Here is a 17,524-nt window from a genome sequence, read left to right on the forward strand (position 1 = left end):
CGACGCGTGGCCAGGACCAAGGAGTTCGATCCGGACGCCGCGCTGCGGGCAGCCCTTGAGCTGTTCTGGCGGCGCGGCTACGAGGCGACGTCGATGTCCGACCTCGTCGGGCATCTCGGCATCGGGCGCGCCAGCATCTACGCGACCTTCGGCAACAAGCACGAGCTGTACCTGAAGGCGCTGGAGCGCTACGAGCGGGGACTGCTCCCGGACCTGCTGGACGAACTCGCCCGGCCGGGCCCGGCCCTGCCGGGCGTACGGTCCCTGGTGCGCCGCTACGCCGCCGAGGCGACCGCCGAGGAACTGCGGGAGCGCGGCTGCTTCGTCACCAACACCGCGGCCGAACTGGCTCCGCACGACCCGGTCGCCGCGCGGCGGGTCGAGCGCAACTGGGACCAGCTCGAAACCGTGCTGCACTCGACGCTGGTCCGGGCCCGCGCCCAGGGCGAACTGCCCGCCGGCCGCGACCCGCTGACCCTCGCCCGCATGCTGCTGGTACTGCTCCAGGGGCTGCGGGTGGTCGGGAAGGCGTCGCCGGACCCGGCCCGGGTGCGGGACGCGGCGGAACAGGCGCTCGCACTGCTCGACTGAGGCGCCGAGACCCCTCTCCGGTCTTCGGGGAGGTGTTTTGCCGACCTCATAATGAAACGATCGGTCAAGAAAAAGGGGAGATTCATGACCACCCAGCGCTTCACCGGCAGGACCGCCCTCGTCACCGGCGCGGGCTCCGGCATCGGACGGGCCGTCGCCCTCGCGCTCGCCGCCGAGGGCGCGCACATCGTCGTCGCCGGACGCGGGCAGAAGCCGCTCGACGAGACGGTGGCCCTGATCGAGGCGGCGGGCGGCAAGGCGCTTGCCGTCACCGCCGACGTCTCCCGTGCCGCCGACGTACGGGGCGTCGTGGACGCCGCCGTCGATCACTTCGGCTCCCTCGACGTGGCCGTCAACAACGCGGGCGTCTTCCGCGGCGGAGTCGCCGTGGCCGATCTGCCCGAGGAGGACTGGCACACGCAGCTCGACATCAATGTCACCGGCGTCTTCCTCGCCCTCCAGGCGCAGGTCCGCCAGATGCGCACCCAGCCGGGCGGCGGCGCGATCGTGAACATCGCCTCCACCTTCGGCGCGCACAAGCGCAGCCCGGGCGCCACCGCCTACGCGGCCACCAAGGCGGCCGTCTCGGCGCTCACGCGGGGCGCCGCCCTGGACCACATCGGGGAGGGGGTCCGCATCAACGCCGTCAGCCCGGGCGCCACGGCGACCTCCATGTCCCTGCAGCCCGGCGAGACGGAGGCGGGGCGGGCGGAGCGGATGCGGAGCGAGACGCCGCTCGGCCGGGTCTCGGCGGTGGCGGAGGTCGCGGCGGCGGTGCTGTACCTGGCGTCGGACGACGCGGCGTCGGTGGTGGGCACCGACCTGGTGGTGGACGGCGGGCAGACGGCCTGACGTTCCCCGTCGGCCTCTCCCGGGGCGGCTGTCGGTTTCCTGCCAAACCCGGTCGGCGCCTCGAAATCGCCGCGGTCGTCGGGTTTCATCGAGTCCCACGCCCTTCTCCGACGGAGGCCCGCCATGACTCGTAACGTCCCCCGGCCGTCCCGGCGCGCGGTGCTCGGCGGTGCCGCCGGCGCCGCGTTGGCGGTGGCCGCCGGTACCGGCTCGGCCGAGGCCGCCGCCACCAGGGCCACCTGGCCGACCCGGTTCCCGCTGCCCGACGGCTGGCTGCCCGAGGGCATCACCATCGGGCGCGGGCCGTACGCCTACATGGGTTCGCGCGCCAACGGCGCCGTCTACCGCGCCGACCTGCGCACCGGCGAGGGCCGGGTCGTCCACGGGGGCGGCACGGGCCTCGCGGCCATCGGCCTGAAACTGGACCGCGACGGTCTGCTGTACATCGCGGGGGGCGGCGGCGGAACCGCGCGGATCGTCGACGCCCGCACCGGCAGGCTGCTGCGCACCCATCAACTCACGGACGCGAGCGGCCACTTCGTCAACGACGCGGTCCTGCTCGGTGACCGCGCCTGGTTCACCGACTCCCGCGGTCCCGTCCTGTACGGCGTCCCGCGCGGCCGGGACGGCGCGGTGCGGGCCCTGCCCCTGACCGGCGACTGGGAGCAGACCCCGGACGTCATCAACGCCAACGGCGTCGCCTCCACCCCCGACGGGCGGGGCCTGATCGTCGTCCGGAGCACACCGGGCGAGCTGTACCGCGTCGACCTCTCCACCGGCCGGGCCACCCGGATCGCCCTCGTTGGCGCGGCCGACGTCGTCCACGGCGACGGCCTGGTCCGTGTCGGCCGCACGCTGTACGTCGTGCAGAACCGGCTCAACCTGGTCAGCGTCTGGGACCTGGACGCGCGCGCCGGCCGGGCCACCCTGCGCCGGACGATCACCGACCCGGGCTTCGACGTGCCGGCCACCGCCGCCCGCTTCGGCGACCGCCTCTACCTCGTCAACGCGCGCTTCACCAGCCCGCAGACGCCCGAGACGACGTTCACGGCGGTGGCGGTGGACCGCTGAGAGCGCGCGCCGCCCAGCCGTCACGGATTGTCCATGGACTGTCAACCAAGCTGCCCTAGGGTCCGTAGCCGCACGCTCCCGCCGCCGGCCGGCGGCGGGGCCGGTCATGACCCCCGGAGGCAGCAGTGGAACGTCGTACCCTCCTGCGCACGGCCATCGTCGGCGGCTCGGCCGTCCTCGGCGGAACCCTGTGGCGCGGTGCCGCGTACGCCGCCCCCGCCCAGCCCGGCAGCGGCCCGTACGGGGCGCTCGGCTCACCCGACGCCAACGGCATCAGGCTGCCCGCCGGCTTCACCAGCAGGGTGATCGCCCGCTCCGGCCAGAAGGTCGCGGGCACCTCGTACACCTGGCACAACGCGCCGGACGGCGGCGCCTGTTACGCGGACGGCTCCGGCTGGATCTACGTCTCCAACTCGGAGATCAACCCCTCCGGCGGCGCGAGCGCGGTGCGGTTCTCGTCGACCGGGACGGTCACGTCGGCGTACCGCGTGCTCTCCGGCACCCGGCAGAACTGCGCGGGTGGCCGTACCCCGTGGAACACCTGGCTCTCCTGCGAGGAGGTGGACCGCGGCTACGTCTACGAGACCGACCCGTGGGGCGTGAAGGCCGCGGTACGGCGGGACGCCATGGGCCGCTTCAAGCACGAGGCGGCGGCGGCCGACCCGGACCGCGGGGTCGTGTACCTGACGGAGGACGTGAGCGACGGCTGCTTCTACCGCTTCCGCCCGACGACCTGGGGCGACCTGTCGTCCGGCACGCTGGAGGTGCTGGTCGCGGGGTCGGCCACCAGCGGCCCGGTGACCTGGGCGAGGGTCCCCGACCCGTCCGGCGCCACGGCCACCCGAAGCCAGGTCTCCGGTGCCAAGCGGTTCAACGGGGGCGAGGGCTGCTACTACGCGGACCACACCTGCTGGTTCACGACCAAGGGCGACAACCGCGTCTGGCAGTACAACGCGGCCGCGCAGACCATCGAACTGGCCTACGACGACTCACTGGTGACGTCCGGCACGGCCCCGCTGAAGGGCGTGGACAACGTCACCGGCAGCTCCTCCGGTGACCTGTTCGTGGCGGAGGACGGCGGCAACATGGAGATCTGCGTGATCACGCCGAGCGACGTGATCGCCCCCTTCCTGCGCATCGACGGCCAGTCCGGCTCGGAGATCACGGGCCCGGCGTTCTCCCCCGACGGCACGCGGCTGTACTTCTCCAGCCAGCGCGGGACGAGCGGAAGCTCCTCCGGCGGGATCACGTACGAGGTGCGCGGGCCGTTCCGCGCCTAGGGCACGCCGGGGCGCTCAGCCCCTCAGCGCCTCGTAGGTGACACCCGTGAGCCGCTCGGAGGCGGCCCACAGCCGCTCCCCCATCGCGTCGTCGGTGGTCCAGGGCGCCCGCCAGGACGGGGCGGGCGCCCCCCGCCACATCGCGAAGGAGGGACCGGTGAAGGAGTCGGAGGGGACGCCGGGCGCGGTCGCCGCGTACAGGACGGGCAGCGCGCCCGCCTCGGCGGGCTGGGCGACGACCCGGCCCGCGAGCACCATCAGCCGCTCGGCGAGCCGGCGCCCCTCGGCGCGGGTACCGGCGGTCAGGAGGTTGGTCTCCGCGTATCCCGGATGGGCGGCGATCGCACGCACGTCCGAAGCGCCGCCCCGTGCCGCGAGCCGCCGCGCCAGTTCGTGGGTGAAGAGCAGGTTGGCGGACTTGGAACGGGCGTAGGCGGTCCAGCGTCCGTACCGCCGTACGTTGTTGAGGTCGCGCGGATCGATGTTGGCCAGGGCGTGCAGGAAGCTGGAGACGGTCACGATCCGGGCGCCCGGCGTGGCGAGCAGGGTGGGCAACAGCAGCCCGGTGAGGGCGAAGTGGCCCAGGTGGTTGACGCCGAACTGGGTCTCGAAGCCGTCCGTCGTCGTCCCGTAGGGCAGCGCCATCACCCCGGCGTTGTTGACGAGGAGATCGACCCGGTCGTACGGCAGCCCGTACGCGAACCCCCGGACGGAGGCCAGGTCCCCGAGGTCCAGCCGCGCCAGTTCCACGGCGGCGTCCGGCACCTCGCCGACGAGGCGCTCCACGGCCTCGCTCCCCCGCCGCTCGCTGCGGCAGGCGAGGACCACGCTCGCCCCCTTGCGCGCCAGTTCCCGGGCCACGACGTAGCCGAGGCCGCTGTTGGCGCCGGTGACGACGGCGACGCGCCCGTCCAGGCCGGGCATGTCGCCCACGTTCCAGCCGGTCATCCACGGCTCCTTCCCTGGTCGGGCCCCACTCACCGTACGCGCACCGCGGCCCGGAGCGGAGAGCTACCGTCCGGTCACGTCACGTTCGCATCACGAGTCCTTCATATCGCCACCACATCTACTGCACCTCAATACGTTCGTCACCTCATATCCAGCCATCCACACCATTCCCGGGACTCTCGATGAACCTGCTCCGCAAGCCCGTCGCCGTGGCCGTCGCCGCGCTCGCCCTCGCCGCCCTGCCGACCGCCGCCCAGGCGCACGACGGCAACCACCCCTTCGAGAACTGCACCGAGGCGTACGACGCCGGCTACTCCAACATCAAGGAGGGTGACGAGCACTACGGCGAGCACCTGGACCGCGACAAGGACGGCGTCGGCTGCGACCGGCCGCCCGCCGACTTCGTGCCCGCCGGCGACAAGGACGCCGACGACGGGGCCGGCTCCGGGGACTCCGGGAAGGACGAGAACTCCGGGAACGGCGACGCCGGGGCCGAGGAGGCCGCCGGGCAGCAGGGCACCGACCTGGCCGAGACCGGCGGTGACGACACCACGCCGTACATCGCGGCGGGCGGCGCGGCCGTCGTCCTCGCCGGCGGCGGGCTGCTGCTGGCCGCACGGCGGCGCCGGAGCGACGGCGCCGGCTGACGCCGCCCACGGCCGCCGGGGCCGAGTCCACTCAGCGGCGGGGCGCCGGCGGCTTCAGGCTGAACGCGGCGCTGCTCAGCCAGCGCCGTGCGGCCCGTGCCACGGGGCGCTCGACGAACCGCTGCACGACGTACGACAGCGCGACCAGGCCGGCCACCGTGAGCCCGACCACGACCCAGGGGTCGGCGCGGTCGCCGAAGCGGTGCAGGACGTTCACGCCGATGGCGTCGTGCAGCAGGTACAGCGGGAAGGTCAGCGTGCCCGCGACGGTCAGTCCGCGCCAGCGGATCCGGCTGGTCCAGCCGAGGGCGACGGCGGCGATCAGCAGGAAGAAGAACGTGATCACCAGGACCAGCCAGGCGCGCCCCGGCGCCCAGGAGTCCCAGTTGAGACGGCCCCCGTCGGGCGTCAGCAGGTAGTGCAGCGCCACCAGCCACGACATGGCGACGATGCCCCAGAGCAGCGGCGTCGGCCGGTAGCGGTACATGAGGTAGAAGGCCATGCCCGCGATGAAGTACGGGGCGGAGGGCGGGTTGACCAGCAGCGTCAGCAGCCGGATGTCGGCGCCGGGGGCCAGCACCGCGGCGACCGTCCACAGCCCGCAGTAGATCACCACCCGCTGGTAGGTCAGGCCCTTCCACACCACGACCGCGAAGGTGAGGTAGAAGCACAGCTCGGGCCAGAGCGTCCAGTAGACGGAGTCGAGGTGCTCCACACCGAGCGGCGTCTGCAGCATCGTGAGGTTGGCGAACAGCACGCGCGGGTGCGGGTGCCCGAACGGGTTGTCCGCGAAGTAGACCACGCACGCCGTGATCGCGATCGCCGCCCAGTACATCGGGTACAGCCGGGTGACCCGGGAGATGAAGAAGTCGCGCGGGGTGCGCCCCCACGCGCTCATGCAGATGACGAAACCGCTGATCAGGAAGAACAGTTCGACGCCGAGCCGGCCGAACGCGAAGTAGCCGTGGGCCTCGGGGAACACGTCCCCGAAGGGGCGGCCCCAGATGGTCTGCATCGTGGCGGGCACCTGGCCGACGAAGTGGAAGAAGACCACGGCCAGGGCCGCCAGGAACCGCAGTCCGTCGAGCGCCGCGAGCCGGTCCCTGCGGACCGGGGGCCCGGCCTCGGGCACCTTCGCCTCGGCGGCGGCCCGGGGGCTCGGCACTCCGGATGCCTGTTCGCCGCCGCGCGTGGCGGTCGTTCCGGCGGTCTCCCTGTGATCCGTCGAGGTCATCCAACCACCGTTCCGGTGTGGGCCGCTGTCCGCTGCCAGGGCTCTCAAACTTCGCTGACAGCGTTCTGCTGCTCATCACGCGGGAATTCACACCACCGAACACGTCACAAAGGCACGGCACAGACCGCACAAAGGACGGCACCCCCGCACAGGGTGCCGCCCTTTCCCGTGGACCGGAGCCGCCGCCGATCGGTGAGGGTGGTCGGGTGACAGACGGCGGCTCCGGGGCTCTGGGCCCCTCTCAGGGGCTTACCGGTGGTCGCTGCCCTTCGACTGCGACGCCGCCCGGCCGGCCTCCAGCCGGGCCACCGGAATCCGGAACGGGGAGCAGGAGACGTAGTCCAGGCCGACCTCGTGGAAGAAGTGGACCGACTCGGGGTCGCCGCCGTGCTCGCCGCAGACGCCGAGCTTCAGGTCGGGGCGGGTGGCGCGGCCGGCCTTCGCGGCGGCGGCGACCAGGGAGCCCACGCCGTCCTTGTCGATCGTCTCGAACGGGGAGACGCCGAAGATGCCCTTCTCCAGGTAGGCCGTGAAGAAGCTGGCCTCCACGTCGTCGCGGCTGAAGCCCCACACGGTCTGGGTCAGGTCGTTGGTGCCGAAGGAGAAGAACTCCGCGGCCTCGGCGATCTGACCGGCCGTCAGCGCGGCGCGCGGCAGCTCGATCATCGTGCCGATGGACAGCTTGAGCTTCGCGCCGGTGGCGGCCTCGACCTCGGCGATGACCTGGTCGGCCTCGTCGCGGACGATCTCCAGCTCCTGGACGGTGCCGACCAGCGGGATCATGATCTCGGCGCGCGGGTCGCCCTTGGCCGCCTTGCGCTCGGCCGCCGCCTCCGCGATGGCGCGGACCTGCATCGTGAACAGGCCGGGGATGACCAGGCCGAGGCGGACGCCGCGCAGGCCCAGCATCGGGTTCTGCTCGTGCAGGCGGTGCACGGCCTGGAGCAGGCGCAACTCGTTCTCGTGCGGCTCCTGGCGGGACTCGGCGAGCGCGACGCGCACCGACAGCTCGGTGATGTCCGGCAGGAACTCGTGCAGCGGCGGGTCGAGGAGGCGGACGGTGACCGGCAGGCCGTCCATCGCCTCGAACAGCTCGACGAAGTCCCGCTTCTGGAGCGGGAGCAGCGCCTTCAGGGACTCCTCGCGCTCGGCCTCCGTGTCCGCGAGGATCAGCCGCTCCACCAGCTCGCGCCGGTCGCCGAGGAACATGTGCTCGGTGCGGCACAGGCCGATGCCCTGGGCGCCGAAGCGGCGGGCGCGCAGCGCGTCCTCGGCGTTGTCGGCGTTGGCGCGCACCCGCAGCCGGCGCTTGCGGTCGGCGAAGGCCATGATGCGGTGCACGGCCTCGACCAGCTCGTCGGCGTCCTCGGCGCCCGCGTGCATGCGGCCCTCGAAGTACTCGACGACCGGCGACGGCACGACCGGGACCTCGCCCAGGTAGACCTTGCCGGAGGAGCCGTCGATGGAGATGACGTCGCCCTCCTCGACGACGTGCCCGCCGGGCACGGTCATCCGGCGGCGCTTGGTGTCGACCTCCAGCTCCTCCGCGCCGCAGACGCAGGTCTTGCCCATGCCGCGCGCGACCACGGCCGCGTGGGAGGTCTTGCCGCCGCGCGAGGTCAGGATGCCCTCGGCGGCGATCATGCCGTCCAGGTCGTCGGGGTTGGTCTCGCGGCGCACCAGGATGACCTTCTCGCCGGAGCGGGACCACTTGACGGCGGTGTAGGAGTCGAAGACCGCCTTGCCGACCGCCGCGCCCGGCGAGGCGGCGATGCCCCGCCCGACCTTCTCGACCTTGGCGTCGTCGTCGAAGCGCGGGAACATCAGCTGGGCGAGCTGGGCGCCGTTGACCCGTTGGAGTGCCTCCGCCTCGTCGATGAGGCCCTGGTCGACCAGCTGGGTGGCGATGCGGAAGGCCGCGCCCGCGGTGCGCTTGCCGACGCGGGTCTGGAGCATCCACAGCTGACCGCGCTCGATGGTGAACTCGATGTCGCAGAGGTCCAGGTAGTGGTTCTCCAGCGTCTCCATGATCTGCATCAGCTGGTCGTACGACTTCTTGTCGATCGACTCCAGCTCCGCCAGCGCGACGGTGTTGCGGATGCCCGCGACGACGTCCTCGCCCTGGGCGTTCTGGAGGTAGTCGCCGTAGACGCCCTGGTGGCCGGAGGCGGGGTCGCGGGTGAAGGCGACGCCGGTGCCGGAGTCGGGGCCCAGGTTGCCGAAGACCATGGAGCAGACGTTGACGGCGGTGCCGAGGTCGTGCGGGATGCGCTCCTGGCGGCGGTAGAGCTTGGCGCGCTCGCCGTTCCAGGAGTCGAAGACGGCCTTGATGGCGAGGTCCATCTGCTCGCGCGGGTCCTGCGGGAAGTCCCGGCCGGCCTCGGTCTTGACGATCTTCTTGAACTTGGTGACGAGCTTCTTGAGGTCGGCGGCCTCCAGCTCGGTGTCGACCGTGACCTTCTTGGCCGACTTCGCCGCCTCCAGCGCCTCCTCGAAGAGGTCGCCGTCGACGCCGAGGACGGTCTTGCCGAACATCTGGATCAGGCGCCGGTAGGAGTCCCAGGCGAAGCGGTCGTCGCCGGCCTGCTTGGCCAGGCCCTGCACCGACTTGTCGGAGAGGCCGATGTTGAGGACCGTGTCCATCATGCCGGGCATGGAGAACTTGGCTCCGGAGCGGACCGACACGAGGAGGGGGTTGTCGGCCTGCCCGAGCTTCTTGCCCATCTTCTCTTCGAGGGCGTCGAGGTGCGCGCTCACCTCGTCACGCAGTGCCGCCGGCTCCTCGCCGCTGTCGAGGTAGGTCTTGCAGGCCTCGGTGGTGATGGTGAAGCCGGGAGGGACCGGAAGACCCAGGTTGGTCATCTCGGCGAGGTTGGCACCCTTGCCGCCGAGGAGGTCCTTGAGGTCCTTGTTGCCCTCGGTGAAGTCGTAAACGAACTTCGCCGCGTTCGCTACCTGGGGTTCTTTGTTTTCCGACACGGGTCTCGACTCCTCGAGGACGCGGTGGCTGCCCTGACGGCGAGGAATCTACCCAGATCAAAGGCACCTGGGTACGTCCACTTGCGCGTCATGCGCCTGTAACCACTCGTCCGCCAGCGGATCGAAAGTCAAGGCTTGGCAAGCGACCGACCACTTGTGTTTTCACTTCTTGAACGAATACCTCCCTGAAAGCGCGGCCGCACGCTCATCCGAGCGCCGTTCTCTACGTTTGAGTTCGATCGATGAACGATCAAGCCATGGCACTCAGTGCCACACCTTGGAGAAGTGGAATCGCCCAAGATCCGCTCATCTGAGCGCTGCCCCTATCAGAGGTGGCGAGAATCACGCTGCCACAGGCCGTCGGATTTCACCATGCGGACGTGATCGCGCCCGAGGTTGAACGCACCGCTGGCGGCGGACGTACGACAGGACGGCGGGCTCGGCCCCCTCGCCGGGCCCGCCGTCCACCGGGTCACGTACGGAAGGACCTTCGGGTGCCTGTCACCACGCATTTCTGCCGGCCACCGCGGACCGCCGACGACCCCGACACACCCGAACCCGCCGCGCGCCCGCCCCGCGAGGCCCGCCTGGCCCACTGGCGCGCCTGGCGCACCCGGTACCCGCGCGCCGCCCTCGCCGCCCGCCGGACCACGACCGTCCTCGCCGCCGCTCTCGTACTCGGGGCACTGCTGCTGCCGAACACCCTGGCCGCGCTGGAGCCCAACCGGTTCGCGCGCATCCCGGCGGAGGCCGTCATCGGGGCGGTGCTGCTGCTCTGCCTGCCGCGGGTGCCGCGCCTGGTGCTGGCGGCGCTGTTCGGTGTCGGCCTCGGCGCGCTGACCGTGCTGAACCTGCTCGACATGGGCTTCACCGAGTACCTGGGGCGGGGCTTCGACGTCGTCCTGGACTGGGGCCTGCTCGACGACGCCCGGTCGTACGTGGCGGACTCGATGGGCGGGGCGGCGGCGACCGGGGCCGCGGTGGGCGCGGTCGTGGGCGTCCTGCTCCTGCTGGTGCTCATGGCGCTGGCGGCGGTCCGGCTCGGCGAGCTGCTCGCCGCACACCGGGAGCGGGCGGCCCGGGGCGCGCTGCTGGCGGCCACCGTGTGGATGACGTGTGTGGCGCTGGGCGTGCAGACCTTCGGCGTGCCGGTCGCCACCAGGAGCGCCTCCGGGGCACTTGAGGCGCAGGCGCACCGGGTGGCGGACACGCTGCGGGACGAGGCGGCGTTCGCGAAGGAGGCGAAGGCCAACCGCTTCGGCGCCACGCCCGGCGCGCAACTGGTGCCGGACCTGCGCGGCAAGGACGTGATCTTCACGTTCATCGAGAGCTACGGCCGCAGCGCCATCGAGGACCCGGTCATGGCACCGGGTGTCGGCCGGGCGCTCGACACCAGCACGAAGGCGCTGGCCGAGGCGGGCTACCGGGCGCGGAGCGGCTGGCTGACGTCGGCGACGTACGGGGGCAGCAGCTGGCTCGGCCACTCCACCTTCATGTCGGGCCTGTGGGTCGACAACCAGCAGCGCTACCGCACCGTCACCGCCGGCGACCACCTCACCCTCACCAAGGCGTTCGAGAAGACCGGCGACTGGGACACGGTCGGCGTCATGCCGGGCGTGCAGAAGGCCTGGCCGGAGGCGGAGTGGTACGGGCTCGACAAGGTCTACGACGCGTTCGACGTCGGCTACCAGGGGCCGAAGTTCAGCTGGTCGACCATGCCGGACCAGTACGCGCTGGAGGCCTTCCAGCGCCTGGAGCACGGCAGGGAGCGCGACCGGCCGCTGATGGCGGAGATCATCCTGACCTCCAGCCACCAGCCCTGGGCGCCGATCCCGGAGATGGTCGGCTGGGAGGAGATCGGCGACGGGTCGGTCTTCGACGGCATCGAGGAGTCGGGCGAGAAGGCGGCGGACGTCATCGCCGACTCCACACGGTCCAAGGAGCAGTACGGCAAGTCGGTCGAGTACTCGGTCACCAGCCTCACCCAGTGGCTGGAGCGCTACGGCACCGACGACACCGTCCTGGTCTTCCTCGGCGACCACCAGCCGATCACCCGCGTCAGCGGCGACAGGGCGAGCCGGGACGTCCCCGTCTCGATCGTCGCCAAGGACCCGAAGGTGCTCGACGCGATCGCCGACTGGAACTGGACGGAGGGGCTCAAGCCCGCCCAGGACGCCCCGGTGTGGAAGATGAGCTCCTTCCGCGACCGCTTCCTGACGGCCTACGGCTCCACCCCGCGCCCCACCAAGGACTGATCAGCCGCCGGAGGTGTCCAGCTCCGCCTCGTCGCCGACGCCCGCGCAGTCGTACGGGTCCTTCAGCCAGCCGTCCGGCAGGACCACCCGGTTGTTGCCGGAGGTACGGCCGCGGGGGCCGTCGGCGCCGGTGGGCCAGGGCTGGTCGAGGTCCAGCTCGTCCAGCCCGGCGCGCAGCGCCTCCAGCGAGGAGGTGATCGCGAGCCGCTTGCGCATCTCGGAACCGACCGCGAAGCCCTTGAGGTACCAGGCGACGTGCTTGCGGAAGTCGATGACGCCGCGCGCCTCGTCGCCGATCCACTCGCCGAGCAGGGTGGCGTGCCGCACCATCACGTCGGCGACCTCGCGCAGCGTGGGCCGTACGTAGGCGTCCGTACGCCCCTCGAAGGCGGCCACCAGGTCGGCGAAGAGCCACGGCCGCCCCAGGCAGCCGCGCCCCACGACCACGCCGTCGCAGCCGGTCTCGCGGACCATCCGCAGCGCGTCCTCGGCGGACCAGATGTCGCCGTTGCCGAGCACGGGGATCTCCGGGACGTGCTCCTTCAGGCGGGCGATGGCGTCCCAGTCGGCGGTGCCGCCGTAGTGCTGGGCGGTGGTGCGGCCGTGCAGGGCGATGGAGGTGACGCCCTCCTCCGCGGCGATGCGGCCGGCGTCGAGATAGGTGAGATGGTCGTCGTCGATGCCCTTGCGCATCTTCATGGTGACGGGCAGGTCACCGGCGCCGCTCACGGCCTCGCGGACGATGGCCCGCAGCAGGTGCCGCTTGTACGGGAGGGCCGAGCCGCCGCCCTTGCGGGTCACCTTGGGGACGGGGCAGCCGAAGTTCAGGTCGATGTGGTCGGCGAGGCCCTCTTCCGCGATCATGCGGACGGCCTTGCCGACGGTCGCGGGGTCGACGCCGTACAGCTGGATCGAGCGCGGCGTCTCGGTCGCGTCGAAGTGGATCAGCTGCATGGTCTTCTCGTTGCGCTCGACCAGCGCCCGGGTGGTGATCATCTCGCTCACGAACAGGCCCTTACCGCCGCTGAACTCCCTGCACAGGGTGCGGAAGGGCGCATTGGTGATCCCCGCCATCGGCGCCAGCACGACGGGCGGCGCGACGGTGTGCGGGCCGACCTGCAACGGCCGGGCGGTGGTGCTGGGGGCGGGTGTGGTGGGCGTGGACATTCCTCCATTGTCACGCACGCGGGGCAGTGCTCGCCGTGCCCCGGGGCCGGAGGCGAGCGCGGGCAACCGCACCTCCATACGCCGGCCCCGACACACGCCCCGCCCCGGGCCCGCGCTCACGCCAGGACGCTGCGCGCGACCGCCGGCATCCGTTCCGCCACCTTCGGCCAGTACTTCATGACCGCCTCCTCCACCTGCGGCAGCGCTCGCTGGCCCGCCAGCGCCAGGGCGATCGCCGCCGCCACGCCCGCCCAGGCGACCGGGCCCAGCGGGGTGCAGCCGAAGAGCTGGCTGGCGCCCGGGGTCTGGACCAGGACGACCAGCGCGGCCGCGGAGCCGAGGGACGTGACCTGGACCAGGCGGCTGCCTCGGCGGTCGGCCAGGGTCTGGGCGAGCTGTGTGCCCACCACCGCGCACAGCGCCATCGTCGTCGAGCGGCGCGCGGTGCCCGGGGTGAAGCGGCCGAACAGCCAGGCCGCGGTCGCGCCGAGTGCCGTCGTCATGGCCCGGTGCCGGATCTGGCGGATCAGGGGCTCGCCCAGCACCGCCGTACCGAGCGGCGCGCCCGCGTCGGCGTCCTCCTGCTCGGGGTCCCCCGTCTCCGTCACCGCCACCGCCATCGCGGGGAACAGGTCGGTGAACAGGTTGACCAGCAGCATCTGGCGGGTGGACAGCGGGGCGGCGCCGCCGAGGACGGTGCCGAGGATGCCGAAGCCGACCTCGCCCGCGTTGCCGCCGATCAGGATGGCGATGGCGTCGGCGACGCTGTGCCACAGCGCCCGGCCCTCCCGCACCGCCTCCACCAGGACCAGCAGGTCGTCGCCCGTGACGACCAGGTCCGCGGCGTTGCGGGCGGCGGCCGAGCCGCGGGCGCTGATGCCGACGCCGATGTCGGCGGCGCGGATGGCGGCGGCGTCGTTGGCGCCGTCGCCGACCATGCCGACGACCCGCCCGGCGTCCCGCAGGGACTCGACGACCTGGAGCTTCTGCTCGGGCGCCACCCGGGCCACGACGTCCGCGTCGCGCAGCATGCGGGAGCGCGCCGTGCGGTCGGCGGCGGCGAGTTCGTCGCCGGTGACCACGACGGCGTCCTCGGGCCAGCCCAGGTCGACGGCGATCGCGTGGGCGGTCTGCGGATGGTCGCCGGTCAGCACCACGGGCCGTACGCCCGCCTCGCGCAGCCCGCGCACCAGCGCCGGGGACGTCTCGCGCGCCACGTCGGCCAGCCCGAGCATCCCCGTGAACTCCAGTTTCTCCGGGTCCTGTTCGAGGACGTCGGCCGCCTTCTCCCCCCTGCGCAGGGGCCGGCTGGCCACCGCGATGATGCGCAGTCCGTCGCGGGCCAGCGTCTGCGCCACCTCCGAGGCGTGCGACGGCAGGTCGGCACAGGCGGGCAGCACGGTCTCCGGGGCGCCCTTGACCACCAGCACCGGCGCTCCGTCCCCGTCCCGTCCGACGGCGGCGGCGTAGCCGCGCGAGGTCTCGAAGGGCAGGCCCTCCTCCTGCGTCCACGCCGGGTCCGGCCCCGCGGCGTCGAGTACGGCCTCGTCGGTGGCGTGGGTGGGCCGGGCGCCGTCGCCGTTCAGGCGGGGGCAGGCGCGCGCGGCGATCCGTACGGCGTCGGCGGCGACCGGGTCGCCCGCCCCGCGGACCGTGCCGTCGGCGCCCGCGACCCGCGTCAGCCGCAGCTTGTTCTCGGTGAGCGTGCCGGTCTTGTCGAAGCAGATGGTGTCCATGCGGCCCAGTGCCTCCAGCGTGCGCGGGGTGCGCACGAGGACGCCGCGGCGGCTGAGCCGGCGGGCCGCCGCCAGCTGCGCCACCGTCGCCACCAGCGGCAGCCCCTCGGGCACGGCGGCCACCGCCACCGACACACCGCCGGCGACGGCCTGCCGGATCGGCGTCCCGCGCAGCAGCGAGAGGCCGGTCACCGCGGCCCCGCCCGCCAGCGTCAGCGGCAGCGCCTTGCGGGTCAGCTCCTGGAGCCTGGCCTGTACTCCGGCCGCCGAGGGCGTACGGGCGGCCAGTGAGACCGCCCGCGCGGCCTCGGTGTGCTCCCCCGTGTCCACGACGACCGCCTGGGCGCGGCCGGCCACCACCGTCGTGCCCTCGAAGACCATGCAGTGCCGTTCGGCCACGGGGGCGTTCATCACCGGGTCCACGCACTTGTCCACCGGCAGCGACTCGCCGGTGAGCGCGGACTCGTCGACCTCCAGGCCGTCCTCCCACAGCAGCCGGGCGTCGGCGGGCACGACGTCGTCCGCCTTGAGTTCGACGATGTGGCCCGGATGCAGCTTGGCGGCGTCCACGACGAGCGGCTCGGCCGTCGGGTCGTGCGTCTCCTCCTTGGCGACCCGCGCCTTCTGCTTCTGCTGCGCGAGCAGCCCGGACAGCGCCCGCTCGGCCCGCAGCCGCTGGAAGCCGCCGACCAGCGCGTTCAGGTCGAGCGCGCCGACGACCAGCAGCGCGTCCATGACGGAACCGAGGATCGCCTCGGCCGCCGAGCCGACCGCCAGCACCGGTGTGAGCGGATCGTCCAGCTCGCCCCGCACGGCCTGTCCCAGTTGCCACGTCCACTTCACCGGGGCGAGAACGGGGACGCGGCCCGCCCGGTCGGCCACCGCGCGCGTCCTGGCCGCCAGCTGCTCGGTGAGGGTCGGCTCCGGCTCCTTCTCCCGGTCCAGGCGCTCCCGTACGCCCGTGGGGTCCAGCGTGTGCCACGCCACCCGGGCCCGGGGGTGCGGGGCGCGGGCCGTCGCCACGCCGAGCGCGGCGCGCGTCCCGGACAGCAGGGCCGCCGCCGCGCTCACGTCGACGGGCGCGTGCCGCAGCCCGGACAGTGCCGGAAAGCCGCCCCTGCCACCGTTCTTGCCCTTGCCCTTGCCGCGCGCCTCGCCGACCGCCACCAGCAGCCCGGACAGCGCGGCCCCGGACCGGGCCAGCGTCTGCGACCGGCGCCCGATCGCGCGGGCCGCCGGCACCGCACGCAGCAGCCGCCACACGTCGGCGAGTCCTTGCGGAGCGATCACGTCCGCGCCCCACGCCACCGGGGCGTCCGCGTCGGCCAGCGCGACGGCCACGTCCCCGCCGAGCAGCCCGGCCGGCACCGTCTCGTCGTCGCCGGGCCGGGGCCGTACGACGGTGATCACGCCGCCCTCGGCGCGCAGTTCGTCCACGACGTCCCTGAGCGGGCGCTCGGCGCTGACGACCTGGTCCGCGAGACCGGTGAAGTCGGCCAGCGCCGGGTCCTCCACCATCACCACGCGCAGTCCCGCGCGCCGCGCCGCGTCCAGTACGTCCTCGGTCCACGGGTCCGCGCCCGCCTCCGGCGCCCGCAACGCGCTCGGATGCAGGACGACGGTGGCCGCCATCTCCAGCTGCCGCAGCCGTTCGGGGTCGCGCACGAGCACGCCGGTACGCGACAGCGCGGCGCTCAGTACGGCGTGGAAGGCGGCGGGCCCGTAGCGCGCGGCCTTGGGCGAGCCGGCCAGCACCGCCTCGGCGGCCTCGGCCACGTCGTGCTTGACCAGCAGGGTCGCCGCGGCGCCCGCCACACTGCCGGTGGAGGCGTGGGCGGCGTAGTCCTGTGCCGGGGTGCTCTGCAACGGCGGACGCAGGGCGGGGTCGGCGGGCAGACTGACCCGGTCCGGGGCGCACAGCTGGTCGTGCACGACCTCGAAGGTCGCCGTCCGGGTCACCGCCTCCGTCAGCTGGCAGACGCGCAGCGCCCCGTCGAGCACCAAGGAGGTGTAGCTCTGGCCGGCGCCGTGGACGGCGGCGTTGGCGGCGGCCATCGCCACGTCCATGCCGTGGGCGCCGAGGCGTTCGCGCAGCCAGGCGCGGAAGGTCGGGTTCTCGCGCAGCAGCGTCGCCACGGCCGTCACCAGGCGGGGCGAGGGCGGCAAGCGCAGGCGCGCGCCGGTCACGGCGGCGGCGATGCCCAGCACGTCGGCCCCGAGGGCCGTGGCCGCGACGCGTACCGAGGCCGGGTCGCCGGGGTGGCCCGGCTCCTCCACCGGATCGCCCGGGCCTCGCTGGTCAGCCCGGGCCAGTCCGTGCTGTTCGGCCAGTTCGGTGGCCCGGTCCACCACCCGGTCGGTGAGTGCTTCCTCGGTCGCGGTCACCACCAGCCGCGCGAGACCGGTGTCCCAGTAGGCGAGCACCACGTCCGGGTGCTCGGCCAGTGCCGCCGCCACCCGTCGCGCCACGCGTTCCGTGCCGCCCGCCCGGCGCACCTTCTCCGCCGCGGCCGGCCGGAGTTCGAGGTGCGCCCGGGTTCCGGCCCGCCAGTCCCGGGTGCCGCCCGGCAGCGCGGCGCGGGCGACCCGTGCCGCGCGCGCCGCGAAGTCGGCGCCGCGCACACCGGCCCGTGCGGTGCCCGCCACCGCGCCGGCCGCGGCGCCCACCGCGGGCGCGGTGCCGCGCGCGAGCAGCCGGGGTCCGGCCAGCACGATCCCGGTGACGGCGCCCTGGGAACGCGTCAGAAGTCCACCGACCATCATC

At 73.2% G+C, this 17,524-nt stretch carries 11 protein-coding genes; 6 read left to right on the forward strand and 5 right to left on the reverse strand.

What is annotated here, in order from left to right; genetic code table 11:
* Positions 1-6: 6 nt before the first annotated feature.
* The 4 genes from ACFW48_RS01365 (at position 7) to ACFW48_RS01380 (ending at position 3,794) form a co-directional block, all read left to right on the forward strand.
* Positions 7-591 carry a TetR/AcrR family transcriptional regulator gene (locus ACFW48_RS01365; protein ID WP_386309296.1) on the forward strand — a complete coding sequence of 195 codons (585 nt, stop codon included), beginning with the start codon at positions 7-9 and terminating at the stop codon, positions 589-591.
* A gap of 84 nt (positions 592-675) precedes the next feature.
* The gene (locus tag ACFW48_RS01370; RefSeq protein ID WP_386309297.1) at positions 676-1,443 is read left to right on the forward strand and encodes an SDR family NAD(P)-dependent oxidoreductase; all 768 of its coding nucleotides are present in this window, start codon (positions 676-678) and stop codon (positions 1,441-1,443) included.
* A 123-nt stretch (positions 1,444-1,566) separates the two neighbouring features.
* Entirely contained in the window at positions 1,567-2,514 is a 948-nt protein-coding gene (locus ACFW48_RS01375) for an SMP-30/gluconolactonase/LRE family protein (RefSeq protein ID WP_386309299.1), read from the forward strand.
* Positions 2,515-2,639: 125 nt separating this feature from the next.
* Complete coding sequence (locus ACFW48_RS01380) at positions 2,640-3,794, forward strand: alkaline phosphatase PhoX (protein WP_386309301.1); 1,155 nt, start codon at positions 2,640-2,642, stop codon at positions 3,792-3,794.
* Positions 3,795-3,809: 15 nt separating this feature from the next.
* Here the strand turns inward: ACFW48_RS01380 and ACFW48_RS01385 are convergent, their stop codons facing one another.
* Complete coding sequence (locus ACFW48_RS01385) at positions 3,810-4,742, reverse strand: oxidoreductase (RefSeq protein WP_386309304.1); 933 nt, start codon at positions 4,740-4,742, stop codon at positions 3,810-3,812.
* A gap of 182 nt (positions 4,743-4,924) precedes the next feature.
* Between ACFW48_RS01385 and ACFW48_RS01390 the strand changes: the two genes are divergently transcribed.
* Entirely contained in the window at positions 4,925-5,389 is a 465-nt protein-coding gene (locus tag ACFW48_RS01390) for an LAETG motif-containing sortase-dependent surface protein (RefSeq protein WP_386309306.1), read from the forward strand.
* A gap of 31 nt (positions 5,390-5,420) precedes the next feature.
* On the opposite strand, the gene ACFW48_RS01395 is transcribed toward ACFW48_RS01390, so the two are convergent.
* Both ACFW48_RS01395 and ppdK read right to left on the reverse strand, forming a co-directional pair.
* On the reverse strand, positions 5,421-6,623 hold the full coding sequence (locus tag ACFW48_RS01395) for an acyltransferase family protein (protein ID WP_386309309.1): 1,203 nt from the start codon (positions 6,621-6,623) through the stop codon (positions 5,421-5,423).
* A 249-nt stretch (positions 6,624-6,872) separates the two neighbouring features.
* Positions 6,873-9,602 (reverse strand): pyruvate, phosphate dikinase, encoded by a 2,730-nt coding sequence (gene ppdK, locus ACFW48_RS01400; RefSeq protein ID WP_386309312.1) that lies wholly within the window; start codon positions 9,600-9,602, stop codon positions 6,873-6,875.
* A 494-nt stretch (positions 9,603-10,096) separates the two neighbouring features.
* On the opposite strand from ppdK, the gene ACFW48_RS01405 reads away from it, so the two are divergent.
* Entirely contained in the window at positions 10,097-11,857 is a 1,761-nt protein-coding gene (locus ACFW48_RS01405; RefSeq protein ID WP_386309315.1) for a CDP-alcohol phosphatidyltransferase, read from the forward strand.
* Here the strand turns inward: ACFW48_RS01405 and dusB are convergent, their stop codons facing one another.
* Both dusB and ACFW48_RS01415 read right to left on the reverse strand, forming a co-directional pair.
* Positions 11,858-13,024, reverse strand: a complete 1,167-nt coding sequence (gene dusB / locus ACFW48_RS01410; RefSeq protein WP_386309316.1) for a tRNA dihydrouridine synthase DusB — start codon at positions 13,022-13,024, stop codon at positions 11,858-11,860.
* Positions 13,025-13,140: 116 nt separating this feature from the next.
* Positions 13,141-17,520, reverse strand: a complete 4,380-nt coding sequence (locus ACFW48_RS01415; RefSeq protein WP_386309319.1) for an HAD-IC family P-type ATPase — start codon at positions 17,518-17,520, stop codon at positions 13,141-13,143.
* Positions 17,521-17,524: the final 4 nt, after the last annotated feature.

This window comes from Streptomyces sp. NPDC058812, from assembly GCF_042744565.1.
GTDB lineage: Bacteria > Actinomycetota > Actinomycetes > Streptomycetales > Streptomycetaceae > Streptomyces > Streptomyces thinghirensis.